Below are 12,803 nucleotides of genomic sequence, written 5' to 3'. Positions count from 1 at the left end.
CGGCGCTCCGGTCCCAGGGGCCCGCCGCGCGCGCGGCGCGCCGCTCCCCGCGAGGCAGGCCGATCTACCGGGATCCCGCGGCTGCCGCCGGCGCGGCGGCGCGGCCGGGGAGGAGCAAGGCGCAGCCGAGCGTCAGGAGCAGCGCCGCGCCGAAGATCGACGTGGCCATCGTGTGCTCGCGCATCACCACGTCGCCCTCCGGGCGGTCGGTGAGCACGAGGCCGAGCACGGTGAGGCCGGCGATGCCCCCGACGTAGCGCATCGTCGCGGTGAGGCCCGCGGCCATGCCGCTCTTCTCCCGCGGGACATCGCTCATCGCAGCGGACTGCGACGGCGCGGACGTCAGGCCCATGCCGGCGCCGAGCATCACGAGCGCGGGGATCGCGTCCGAGAGCGCGCTCAAGGGCCGCGCCGCGAGCAGGACCATGCCGGCCAGGGCGAGCGAGCAGCCGGCGAGCGCCACCGCGCGCGGCCCGAAGCGGTCGGAGCCGCGCCCCGCGAAGGGCGAGGCGACCACCATCGTCCCCATCATGGCCATCAGCGTCGTGCCCACGTCGCGCGGGCCGACGTGGAACAGCCGCCCCGCCACCTGCGGCAGCTCGAACATCGTCGCGTACATGGCGAAGTTCTGGAGCGCGATGATCAGGCTGCCGCCGACGAACGCGCGCCGCCGGAACAGCGAGAAGTCGACGACGGGATCCGCGGCGCGCCGCTCCCAGAGCACGAAGGGCACGAGGCCGAGCGCGCCGAGCGCCGCGGCCCAGCGGAGTTGGGCGGCCTCCAGGCCGAGGGCGAGCCCGACGAGCGACCCGCCCAGCAGCGCCGAGCCCACGATGTCGAAGCGCGCTCGCGGCGCGGCCGGCGCCGCGGCCGCGGGGCGCGGCGGCGCGCCGACGTGCGCGAGCGCGGCGGAGAGGAGCAGCACCGGGACGTTCGCGAGGAAGATCGACGTCCACCCGAACGACCCCACGAGCAGCGCCCCGATCGTCGGCCCGGTGCCCGCCGCCACCCCCATCACCGCCCCGAAGGCGCCGAAGGCGCGCCCGCGCACCTCGGGCGGCAGCTCCGTGCGGAGCAGGGCCGTCGCGCTCGGGACCACGATCGCGCCGCCCGCGGCCATCAGGACGCGCGCCGTCGCGAGCGCCGGGACCACCGGCCAGAGATAGGCGAGCGCCGCCCCCACCGAGAGCACGAGCTGGCCCAGCCCGAGCGCGCGCCGGTGGCCGAGGCGATCGCCGAGCTTCCCGCCGGGGCTCTGCAGGACGATGCCCGAGAGCAGGTAGCTCGTCACGAGCGCCTGCCGGAGCGCGCCGGAGTCGGCGCGGAGCGTCCGCGCCATCTCCGGCAGCGCCACGGCGACCATCGTCGAGTTGAGCGGCGCGAGCGCCGCCGACAGCGCGATGGCGGCGAGCAGCCGCACCGGCAGGCGCGACGAGGCCTCAGCCACGGCCGCGCTCGTCCGCTTCGCCCTGACGGCCGGCCTGGCGGAGGAGCGTCACCCGGCCCTCCGTCCCGTCCACGAGGATCTCCTGGCCGTCCGCGATGCGCTCGGTCGCCCCCGCGGCCCCCAGCACCGCCGGGATCCCGTACTCGCGCGCGACGATGGCCGCGTGGGAGACCGCGCCGCCGGTGTCGGTCACGACGCCCGCCGCGAGGGTGAAGAGCGGCGTCCACGCGGGGTTCGTGTAGCGGCAGACCAGGATCTCGCCCGCCTTCACCCGCTCGAACTCGCGCGCGTCGCGCACGATGCGCGCCTTGCCGCGGACCACCCCGGACGACGCCCCGACGCCGCGGAGCTCGTCGCCCGGGGCGCCTCCCCCGCCCATCTCGAACGCTGTCCGCTGCCACCGCGCGTTGACCACCCCGTACGTGGCGCGCCGCCGCTGCACGAGCCGCTTCACCTCGTCGAGCGGCGGCGCCTCCCCCGTGAGCCACGCCCGGACCTCGGCTTCGGTCAGGTAGAAGACGTCGTCGGGGCTCGGCAGGTGCCCGCGCTCGACGAGGCGCCGCGCGATCTCGGCCACGATCGCCTGGAGCGCGGAGTACGAGCGCACCAGATCGAAGTGCGTGCGCTCCCGGAAGACGATCGCGCCCCGCAGCCGCTCGACGTTGCGGCGGAACGCGTCGGCCAGGCCCGGCGCGAAGCGGAGCGCGCGGGTGACCTCCTCGAGCGCCGCCTGGTAGCGCGCGAGCCCGGCCTGCTCCGACGGCGGCTCGGTGGCGTCGAGCAGGCCGCGGAGGAGCCCCCACACGGGCGCGGGATCCTGGCGCCACGTCGGCGCCGAGAGGTAGAGCCCCGCGCTCTCCCGGTGCCCGTGCTCCTCCAGGAACGCCTCGACCTCGGCCAGCGTCGCCCGGCCGGCCTCCGAGGCGCGCAGCGCGTCCGGGCGCCCCTCGCGGATCGCGCCGGCGACCTCCGGACCGGCGCTCGCCGCCCGGCGCGCGAGGTGGAAGAGCGCGAGGTTCACGTCGGACGTCCGGGTGTGCACGCCCGAGACGAGGTCGCTCATGACGGTCGCCGCCCGCTTCGGCCCCACGGCGAGGGTGACCGGAACGCGGAGGGCGACCGCGGCCAGCTGGCTGGCGCTCCGCTCGAACCGCTCGCCCAGGACCGCGGTCGTGGTCTCCGCGATCCGGTCGGCGCGGCGGAGGAGCGCGGCGTCGTCCAGCGCGCGGAGATCGACCGGCGCGCACGCTTCGAGGAGGCGCTTGAGCCCGTCGCCTTCCCACCACGCCATCGCGTCGTAGCGCAGGCTGGCCGCGACCTTCCGCGGCAGCCGGAGCAGCCGGAGGGTGGGCCGCATCCGCGGCGGGATGAAGATCGGGCGCCACAGCTGGTCGACCCACGCGCGCTCCTCGTCCTCGTCCACGTCGAGCCCGAGGAAGCGCACCATGCGCACGAGCGCGGGGAGCGTCATCCGGAAGCCCCATTGATCGAGCGGCTTCGGCGCGACGGGGAACCGGTCGTTGTCGTTGGCCTCGAGCATCCTCCGCTGCAGGCGGGTGAGCTGCGGGGGAGGCGGGAGGGGCTCGATCTCGGCGTTGCCGAGCGTGGTGATGGGGCGCGACTGGAGCAGGTGCAGGGAGCCCCCGGCGATGGCGAACTCCACGTCCTGCGGGCAGCCGAAGTGGGCCTCGAGGCGGAGCCCGAGGCGGCCCAGCTCGATCACCAGATCGTCGCTCGGCGCGGGGCGGCCGGCCTCCCGGCGGTCGCGGTCCTCGATCGCGAGGTCGTCCGCCCCGGGGCGCGCGGCCCCGTTGGGCTTGCCCGCGCCGCTCGCCGCGGCCCCGTTGGGCTTGCCCGCGCCGCTCGCCGCGGCCCCGTTGGGCTTGCCCGCGTCGATCGCCGCGGCCCCACCGAACGGCGCGCGCCGCAGGCGGTACACGTCGCCGGTCGTGTGGCCGGAGACCACGGCCTCGCCGAGGCCCGGGGCGACCTCCAGGAGCATGCGGTCGGCGCGCTGGGCCACCGGGTCGACGGTGAACAGGACGCCGGCGAACTCGGCCGGCACCATCCGCTGCACCACGACGGCGATGTGGACGCCCAGGTGATCGACGCCGCGCGCCGCCCGGTAGGCGAGGGCCCGCGGGCTCCAGAGGGACGCCCAGCACCGCCGCAGCGCGACGATCAGCGCGTCCTCGCCGACCACGTCGAGGTACGTCTCGTGCTGGCCCGCGAACGAGGCGTCGGCGAGGTCCTCCGCCGTCGCCGAGGAGCGCACCGCGACCGGCGGCGCGCCGAGCTCGCGGTAGGCGTCGCGGACCGCGCCCTCGATCCCGGGCAGCATCGCGCTCCCCTCGAAGAGCTCCGCCGCCGCCGAGGCCGCGTCCTCCCAGCGGCTCGCGCCGAGGTGCGCCGCGAGGCGCTCGGCGAGCCCCCACGCGCGCGCCTGCTCGGCATACGCGCCCGCGCTCACCACGAACCCGGGCGGTACCGCGAGCCCGAGCCGGAGCAGCTCACCCAGGTTGGCTCCCTTGCCGCCCGCGGTGGAAAGATCGGCTCGGGACAGCTGACTCAAGCGATGAACAAGCATCAGGCGCCTCCTTCGGCCAAGAAAGGTCGCTTCCCCCTGCGCCCCGAGCTCCCCGGCGTCCGCCCGCCCTCCGGGCAGCGCCTCGCTCGAGCCGCCAGCGTCAGCGTTCTGTGAGAATCGTTACCAGGAAGTCATTGTCCTGTAACACAATAAGTATCAGGATACTTATAAATGGCAAGGCCGCGGAACATCACGGACGCACAGATCCTCGACGGGGCGCGCGCGTGCTTTCTGGAGCACGGCGCCGGCGTCTCGACGACCGTCATCGCGGAGCGGCTCGGCATCTCGCACGGCGTGCTGTTCCAGCGCTTCGGCACCAAGGAGCAGCTCCTGCGCGCGGCGTTGCAGCCGCCCATGGAGCCGCCGTGGATGGCGCGCGCCCGGTCGGGCCCGGACGACCGGGACGCGCGGATCCAGCTCCTCGAGCTCGGCGAGGAGATCTCCGCGTACCTCGAGCGCATCGTGCCGTGCCTGGCGGTGCTCCGGTCGGCGGGCATGACCGTCGAGTCGATGGCCGAAAGGCGCGAGGACCTGCCGCCGGTCCGCGCGCGGCGCGAGGTGGCCGCGTGGTTCTCGCGCGCGATCGCCCGCGGGCTGCTGCGCCCGGTCTCCGCGGAGCACGCGGCCGATCTCTTCCTCGGCGCGCTGCACTTCCGGCCGTTCCACCAGCACCTCTCGAACCAGGGGTTCGACCGGGCCGAGAGCCGGGCCTACCTCGCGTTCGCGATCGACGCGATCCACCGGACGCTCGCGCCCGCCGCGGAGCGACCGTGACGCGCGCAGCGCCGCGCGGTCGGGGCGCGGGGGCGCCGGGGGCGCCTCGGTGGGCTCAGCGCTTGATGGCCTCGACAAGGTGGCCTCGCGGCGCGCCCGCGGGCGCGGGCGGGATGGGCCAGCGGCCCCAGCGCGTACCCACCTCGCCCGGCTCGACCACGGCGGCGTCCCAGCCATGCGCCGCGACGAGGCCTGCGGGATCGTCGGTGCCGAAGATCCACGGCGCGCCGAGCTCGGCCATCATGCGGAGCGCCGCCGCGAGCGCGGGCGCCTCGAGCAGCGACTTGCCCACGACGTCATAAAGAAGGACGGAGCGCGGCGCGGAGAGCCTGTCGATCCGCGCCATGAGCGTCTCCACCGCGCGCGCGTCGAGGTACTGCAGCAGGCCCTCGACGAGCCAGACGGTGCGCGCGGCGGGGTCGAACCGCGCGGCGCGGAGCGCGGCGGGCCAGTCGCTGGCGAGGTCGGCGGCGATGGCCACGCGCTCGCTCGCGGGGGGCTGCGTCCCCAGCGCGCCGGCCTTGTGCGCGATGACCTCCGGCTGGTCGATCTCGAAGACGCGCGTCCCTGCGGGCCACGCGAGCCGGTAGGCGCGCGCGTCCATGCCCGCGGCGAGGAGGACGACCTGCGCGACGCCCGCGGCGGCGGCGCGCGCGAGCGCCTCGTCGAACCAGCGAGTCCGCACCTCGATGATGGGCATCGAGGGGCCGACTGCGTCCCGGTACGCGCGGAGCGCGGCGTACCCGGCGTCTCCGGCGAGCGCGTGCGCGAAGGGGTCGTCGAACAGGCGATCCTTGCGCTTCGACTCTTCCGCGCGCATCGCGGCGACGAGCAAGGCGGTGACAGCGACGGGGTTCATGAGCTCTTCCTTTCTCTCGTGTCGAGGAGAGCCGAAACCTGAGCGCGCCCGCCGCGAGCGTCTTGGATATTTTTACCCGCGCAGCGGCACGTGGTTGGGGCGCTCCACTTCCTGGGCGAGGTACGCGGAGGGGCCGAGACCGGCGAACGCCCGGAACTCGCGGCTCAGGTGCGCTTGATCGAAGTAGCCGAGCTCCGCGGCGATCTCGGCGCCGCGAACGGGGCGGCGCGCCCCGCCGCGCGCGTCGCGCCGGCCGTCCATGAGGCGCAGCGCCGCCTGGAACCGGCGGACACGCCAGAACGCCTTGGGGCCGAGCCCGACCTCGTCGTGGAAGAGCGCGATGAGGCGCTTCGGCGAGAGCCCGGTGCGCGCGTTGACCTCGGCGACGGCGCGGAGCGTGGGATCCTCGAAGGCGCGCAGCGCGAGCGCCACGGCGCCGTGCCGGCGGAGAGGCCGCGTGGCCCTGGCGCGGAGGGCGCCCTCGAGCGCGGAGAAGCGATCCGCCGCGCCCCGGGCCTCGAGCAGGCGTTCGCGGAGCCGGGCCGCGCTCGCGCCCCAGAGCGCGTCGAGCGCCGCGTGCCTCCCCTCGAGATCTCCGGCCGGGACCCCCAGGAAGGGGAACGCGCCGCCTGGCTTGAAATGCACGCCCATCACCGACGCGCCCGGCGCGGTGTCGATGACGAAGTGCCCCGCGTGCGCGCCGGAGATCATGATCCCGGGGAACCGCTCGAACGACTCGGGATCGTCGCGATCGAAGATGCGGAGGCGATCCTCGCGCAGGTTGATGATGATATCGAGCGTGCCGGACGGGAGCGCGCGCTCCCTGGGCGCGGGCGCCGTGTAGCCGTCCCACAGCCAGAAGCAGTCGACGAAGTCGTCGAGCGGCGGTCCGGGACGGTGGATGAGCGCGGGCATCGCGGAGGAGCTTAGCGCAGCCGCCGCCGCGGGGCCTCGCGCCGGCGGGCGGCTGCGCTGCGCGTCACAGCTGCCTGGCGCTGACGACCTGGGGCTGCCACGCCGCCCCGGTCTTGTTGGCGCAGAACCCGAACGACGTCGACGCGCCGGTGTCGAGCAGTCCGCTCGACTGCGTGCTCGTGGCGGTCATCTCGCTCCCGTCGAAGCCGAAGCTGGCGTTCCAGCTCGAGTTGACCGTCGACTGCCCGAGGTCGATGACCGCCTCCCACCCCCAGATACCGAACCTGCGCCCGTTGGTCACGGTGACGTTGGCGCAGTAGCCGGTCGCCCAGTCGGCGTTCAGCTGGATGTTCGCCGTGACGGCCCCGGGGTTGGCCGGGATGTCGGGGATGTCGGTGCGCCAGGTCGTGCCGTTGCCGAAATAGCGTGTGATCGGCACCCAGTTGCTGTCGAGCCTCGGGTTCGGCTGCCCCGCCGGGACCGGCCGGGTCGCGAACTCCGCCAGCGTGTTGAAGAAGGTGAGCTCGCTGTCGGTGAGATCGCGGCCGTGCGCCTCCACGACGAACGCGATGTGGAAGTCGCGCTGCGCCGTCGCCGGCCCCGGGGTCCGCACGCCGAGCTGCGCCTGGATCTGCGCGATCGTCACGGTGGCCTGGACCGAGGGGATCACCGTGTCGCAGTAGTCGAAGAGGCCGCCGCCGTGCCTGCGGAGCGGCGGGACCTGGCTCCCCGGGATGAGCCCCATCATGTAGAGATCGAGCGGCGAGGCGGTGGTCGCCCCGCCGCGACCGTTGCTGTCGCAGTCGAGGGTGAAGGTGCCGTTTCCGTTGTCGATCCACTCCATCCCGCCGAGCAGGCTGGCCGCGCTGGTGGTCGGCAGGTAATGGAAGCCGTCGGTCATCCCGAAACCGGAAGGGAGGTAAGCGCCCCACTGGTGGAGGAGCTCGTGCACGAAGTTGCTGCTCAGCCAGCCCCGGCGCAGGTTGTCGAGCGCGGCGACGCCCTTGAGGCGGCGGCTGTAATACGATTGGGAGTAGTCGACCGGATCGCGCCCGATCCCGGTGTAGTCGATCTTCACGGCGGAGTGGACGCCCGAGTTGCCGTTGCTCACGCTGCCCGGCCGCTCGAGGTGCGACGTGGCCGAGAGCACCGCGAAGTCGAAGACGTCCGGCACCACCTCGTACATGTCCGAGAGCATGCCGGCGGCGTCGCCGCCCGCGCCGCGCAGAAACCGCTGGCTGTCGCCGCGCCCGTCCCGCACCTCGACGAGGTGCGACGCCGCGCGGAACTTCGGGCTCAGGACCCGCCGCGGCGCGACGGGCACGCTCGGCGCGAGCGCGCCGACCTGGGGGCGGACGAAGAACTCGACGGTCTCTCCCGTCGCCTTCGTCATCACCAGGTTCCCGAGCTCCACGGCATAGAGGCCAGCCGGGCTGTCCGGGCTCGACTCGTAATGAGCGGGCAGCGGGATCGACGGCGTGGGGTCGAAGCGGAACGGCCCGACCGTGAAGATGCCGTCTCCGGCGACGCGATCGGCGCCCACGCCGTCGTCGCGCAACGTCAGGTCGCTCGGGCCCTCGATCCGGAACTCGAGCCCGGTGAGCTCGACGCTCACCACGTCGTCCACGGGGTCGACCTCCAGCACGAACTCCTCGGATCCGTCGCTGCGCACCACGCTCGGGACCGTCTCCCACGCGTGCTCCAGCCCCGTGAGGTCGCCCGCGACGAGCGCCTCCTGGCCCGACAGCACATCGCTGGATCCGGTCGTCTCGAGGGGCGCGGGGTCGCCGCCGCAGCCGCCGAGCAGCGCGCCGAGCAGGCCGGCGCAGAGCAGCCCTCGCGGAGCCGTCGCCGGCCGCATTGTCATAGCAAGATCTCGCCGTCCTGCGTCGCTGCAGGCGGAATTCCGATGGATGACGTCCAACCAAGCCATCTTCGTGATCTCCGGGTTGCGCCGTGTCGCGCTGCGCTCGTGCGCGGCGCGGCGGCGTGCTGAGGCATGTAGGTCGCGGGGCGCCGCCCTTCCAATGCGAAGGCGGCATGCGCGGGATGCACAGCGTGCATCTCGCCCCGACTCGACCCCGGATCGCCAACGCGGCGGGCGTGCCGGTCGCGTTGGCCGGCGCGTGCGCTGCGCTGCTGCGAGCGAGCGCCCGCGCCGCCGTCGTGCCACGCGAAACGCCCAGCTCACCCCACGTGGAAAATTCCACCTCGGCTTCTGTAGAGAGCTCCACCTCACCCTGACTGAAACTATCCGCTCTCGTCGCTCCCGGGCCGGCTCCCAGGGCTGTCGGCGGACGTATTTGTCACGCGATCGAAGCACGATTGACATAATATTGCCTCGGACCGCCGAGCTGAGGAGCGATTGATGAACCTACGGAGTCTGCGTTATCTCTTGCCTTTCGCCGCGCTGGCCGCCACTCCCCTCGTGGGCTGCGGCGGCTCCGAGGATCCCGGCGCGTCCGGGACCGGCGCGAGCGGCGGTGGAACCGGCACGACCAGCACGGGCGGGGACGGCACGGGCGGGGACGGCACGGGCGGGGACGGCACGGGCGGCGACGGCGCCGGCGGAGACGGCGGCGCGGGCGGCAGCGCCAAGGAGGAGCCCGATTACGACCTCGCGTTCCCGCAGGACCGGGTCCCCCGCATCGACATCACCATCGCGCCCGAGAAGTGGCAGGAGATGATCGACGATATGACGTCGATGATCGGCGAGTTCGGCGCGCAGGGCCCCGGCACCTTCGAGCCGCCGCAGGAGTGGGTCGACGCCTGCAACGGGCTCGTGGCCGGCGACGCGTGCACGGTCGATCTCTTCGGGTCCCCCGCCGAGGGGACGTGCGGGGAGCTCCCCGGCGGCCTGACCTGCCAGCCGAAGCCGCAGGATCCCGACGAGTTCGAGCCGCCGCAGGAGTGGGTCGACGCCTGCAACGATCTCGCGGCGTCCGACCCCTGCACGGTCGACATCTTCGGGACCCCGACCCCGGGGACGTGCACCGAGGAAGAGGTCGGCCTCGCCTGCTGGCCTTCCGGGCCGGGAGGGGTGGGCGGCGACCCCGGGCTCATCAGCAGCGTCGACCTCATCCCGCGCTCGCCGGTCTACGTCGAGTGCGACGTCGCCACCGAGGATCGGAAATGGGAGCACGTCGGGATCCGCCTCCGGGGCAACGCCAGCCTGCTCCTGCCGTGGGGGGCGGGGAACTGGAAGCTGCCGCTGCGCCTCAACTTCGACCGGTTCGAGGATGACTATCCCGAGACAAAGAACCAGCGCTTCTACGGGTTCGACGGGCTGGCGTTCACCAGCAGCTACCTGGATCCGTCGCTCCTGCGCGAGAAGCTCGGCACCGACATCTTCGCCAAGGCGGGGATCCCCGCGCCCGCGACCGCGTTCTACCGGGTCTTCATCGATCACGGGGAGGGGCCGGTCTACTTCGGGCTGTACACCGGGATCGAGGTCCCGTCGGACGACTCGTTCCTCGACAGGCACTTCGGCGGCCACGAGGGCAATGTCTACAAGCCCGATGGCACCGGCGCGCGGTGGGAGACCTGGGATCCCGAGACCCTCGTCAAGGAGAACCACGAGGAAGAGGCCGATTTCTCGGACGCGCGCGCGCTGTTCGACGCGCTGCACGCCGACAGGACCGACGCCGCCGCCTGGCGCGCGGGGCTCGAGGCGCGCCTCGACGTCGACGGCTTCCTCCACTGGCTGGCGCTCAACACGGTGATCGAGGACTGGGACGTGTACGGCCGCCTGCCGCACAACTACTACCTCTACTCGGACCCGAACAAGGGCGGGCAATTCACGTGGATCCCGTGGGACCACACGTTCGCGTTCATCGATAGCGACGCGGGAGGAGTGACCCCGATGCCGGCGCTGCCCCTCGACATGTCCCAGGTGACCGAGCAGTGGCCGCTCATCCGTTACCTGCTCGACGACCCGGTCTACCTCGAGATCTACCGCGACTACGTGAAGCAGGCCGCGGAGGTGGAGTACGAGCCGGCCGCGGCCGAGGCGTGGTTCAAGGCGGCGCACGAGCTCATCGCGCCGTACGTCGTCGGGCCGGAGGGCGAGATCGAGGGGCACACGCACCTCGCGTCGCCCGCGGACTTCGACAACGGCCTCGCCACGCTGATCGCCCACGCCAAGGGGCGCGCCGCGGAGGTGGAGGCGTACCTGGCGCAGTGACGCGCCGGGCCGGATCGCCGCGCAACCGGGTCTCCCCGCGCTGATCACGCGAGCGCTCGCCCATTGCGCGCGGCGCTGCGCAACCCCCCTTCGGCATCGATTCCCCCGGAGAGAGCCCGCAGGCGCCGCAGCGCGCGGCGCCTCGTCCAGCACCGGAATGCAGCGTGCGCCCGCGCAGGTGGTGCGCGCGTGTGCGCGCACCCGCTCGATTGCGGGGACAGCGCGCGCCCGCGAGGATGCAAAGAGAGCTCAAAAACGTCGTGGATTGAATTTACAGGTCGCGACGGACATCGTATGCACAGGATCGGGGGGCGCACACGTCGTGTGCGATGAATCACCTGATCTTGCCAGGGGGTGTTCGATGCTGTTGTCCGGACATGACCAAAAGGACGCGTGTACCCCACACAACACCGGCATGGGAGGGCGTCGATGGAAGGGGCTGCTCTCGGCGGCGATGTCGGTCGCCGCGATCGTGTGGTCCGGGGACGCCAGAGCCAACCAGGAGGTCCGCGACTGGAACACGGTGATGGCGCAGATGGAGCCGCTGACGGGGTTCTTCATGGCGTCGAGGCTCTCGGCGCTCCTGCACGTCTCCATTCACGACGCGCTCAACGCGATCCCCGAGACCGCGCGCTATGAGACCTACCTGCCGCCCGTGGACGCCGAGGGGCCCGCCTCCCCCGAGGCGGCCCTGGCCGCGGCGGGGCGGACGATGCTGGCGACGTACATCGATTTCTACTCGAACCAGAGCCTCCCGCCGGAGTTCGCGAACCCCGGCCTCCAGGACCTCTTGCCGATGGTGGAGGCCGTCTACGACGCGCAGCTCTCGGCGATCCCCGACGGCCCCGAGAAGGAGGAGGGCATCCGGATCGGCGAGGCGGCGGCGATCAACCTGTGGAACGAGCGCCTCGGCGACGGGTGGAACAACCCGGATGATCTCGAGTTCGTGTGGCCCGACAACGACGGCGACGACGACCCGATGACCGGCCTGCCGGGGGAGTACGTCATGCTCGACCCGGCCGACACGTTCCCCGGCACGTCGCAGCCGTTCTTCTTCTGGTGGGGGGACATGACCCCCTGGACGATGCGCGACAACGACCAGTTCCTGCCCCCGCCGCCGCCCCGCCCCAAGAACGGCGCGTTCCGCAGGGACATGGAGGAGACCCGCGCCTACGGTGCCGTGGACAGCGCCGTGCGCACCCCGCAGCAGGCCTTCGAGGCCCTCTGGTGGGAGGCCTGCGACGGGTTCGTCTTCAGCGGCACGTACGCGTTCACCCGCCAGCTCGTCTCGGACTTCGAGCTGGACAACTACGAGGCCGCGCGGGTGTTCGCGCTCGCGATGCTCACCCAGGCCGACGCGATGATCTCCAACGTGAACAGCAAGAATCACTACAACTTCTGGCGGCCGATCACCTCGATCAACTACTACCATCCGGGCTCGGACTGGAGGCCGCTCATGACCACCTCGCCGAACCAAGAATACCCCGCCGGCCACCCGATGGTGAGCGGCGCGACGCTGTATGCGCTGATGGAGTTCTTCGGCGGCGGCGACCTGGATGAGCCGCTCGTCGGGACGAACACGTGCGGAGACATCGTGTTCGACTCCCTCAAGGACGCCGTCGAGGGGGTGATCAACGCCCGCGTCTGGGGGGGCATCCACTACCGCGGCTCGGGCGAGGTCGGGGCCAGGACCGGCAAGAAGATCGCCAAGTACGTGCACCAGCGCTTCCTCGAGCCGCTGTAGGCCCTTCGCGCGGCGTGCTCAGCCGCTGCGGCGCCGCCGGACGGTGTGCCTTCATGCGCCGACACGACCTCATGACGGGCACCGCTCGGAATGTTCGCATTCCCACTTGTTTGAGCCCGGACAACCGGAATAGTATGGTGTCCTGACCAGGGGGGCCTTGGTCCTGCCGGTTCGGACGCCGCCACGCGCTCGTGGCCGCCTGTAGTGTCTGTGGGCCTGGGTGATGTCTTCGCTCGGGGGATGCTACATCGGCCTCCGGCGCACGGGCAGCTTCGAGCCGGGCTCGATCGCGGG

The 12,803-nt window shown here is 72.7% G+C and carries 8 protein-coding genes; 3 read left to right on the top strand and 5 right to left on the bottom strand.

Going from position 1 to position 12,803, the window contains the following annotated elements; all coding sequences use genetic code 11:
* Positions 1 to 64: 64 nt before the first annotated feature.
* Together WMF26_RS24510 and WMF26_RS24505 are read right to left on the bottom strand one after the other, a co-directional pair.
* A complete protein-coding gene (locus WMF26_RS24510; protein WP_438002270.1) occupies positions 65 to 1,447 on the bottom strand; it encodes an MFS transporter in 1,383 nt (460 codons plus the stop codon).
* Complete coding sequence (locus WMF26_RS24505; protein WP_438002269.1) at positions 1,440 to 4,034, bottom strand: PEP/pyruvate-binding domain-containing protein; 2,595 nt, start codon at positions 4,032 to 4,034, stop codon at positions 1,440 to 1,442. Before WMF26_RS24505 ends, WMF26_RS24510 begins: the two co-directional genes overlap by 8 nt.
* A gap of 171 nt (positions 4,035 to 4,205) precedes the next feature.
* Between WMF26_RS24505 and WMF26_RS24500 the strand changes: the two genes are divergently transcribed.
* The gene (locus tag WMF26_RS24500) at positions 4,206 to 4,808 is read left to right on the top strand and encodes a TetR/AcrR family transcriptional regulator (protein WP_061627882.1); all 603 of its coding nucleotides are present in this window, start codon (positions 4,206 to 4,208) and stop codon (positions 4,806 to 4,808) included.
* A gap of 55 nt (positions 4,809 to 4,863) precedes the next feature.
* Here the strand turns inward: WMF26_RS24500 and WMF26_RS24495 are convergent, their stop codons facing one another.
* The 3 genes from WMF26_RS24495 to WMF26_RS24485 form a co-directional block, all read right to left on the bottom strand.
* Positions 4,864 to 5,667: an SAM-dependent methyltransferase gene (locus WMF26_RS24495; protein WP_438002268.1), complete on the bottom strand. Its 804-nt coding sequence runs from the start codon at positions 5,665 to 5,667 to the stop codon at positions 4,864 to 4,866.
* 72 nt (positions 5,668 to 5,739) lie between these two features.
* On the bottom strand, positions 5,740 to 6,582 hold the full coding sequence (locus WMF26_RS24490; protein ID WP_438002267.1) for a DUF6597 domain-containing transcriptional factor: 843 nt from the start codon (positions 6,580 to 6,582) through the stop codon (positions 5,740 to 5,742).
* Positions 6,583 to 6,646: 64 nt separating this feature from the next.
* Entirely contained in the window at positions 6,647 to 8,449 is a 1,803-nt protein-coding gene (locus WMF26_RS24485) for a cellulose binding domain-containing protein (protein WP_438002266.1), read from the bottom strand.
* A 501-nt stretch (positions 8,450 to 8,950) separates the two neighbouring features.
* On the opposite strand from WMF26_RS24485, the gene WMF26_RS24480 reads away from it, so the two are divergent.
* The gene (locus WMF26_RS24480) at positions 8,951 to 10,765 is read left to right on the top strand and encodes a CotH kinase family protein (RefSeq protein WP_438002265.1); all 1,815 of its coding nucleotides are present in this window, start codon (positions 8,951 to 8,953) and stop codon (positions 10,763 to 10,765) included.
* A 415-nt stretch (positions 10,766 to 11,180) separates the two neighbouring features.
* The gene (locus WMF26_RS24475) at positions 11,181 to 12,509 is read left to right on the top strand and encodes a hypothetical protein (RefSeq protein WP_438002264.1); all 1,329 of its coding nucleotides are present in this window, start codon (positions 11,181 to 11,183) and stop codon (positions 12,507 to 12,509) included.
* Positions 12,510 to 12,803: the final 294 nt, after the last annotated feature.

It is taken from the genome of Sorangium sp. So ce185 (assembly GCF_051526825.1).
GTDB lineage: Bacteria > Myxococcota_A > Polyangia > Polyangiales > Polyangiaceae > Sorangium > Sorangium cellulosum_D.
Note: the sequence above shows the minus strand (reverse complement) of the source record. Positions and strands in the feature narration are given on the sequence as shown.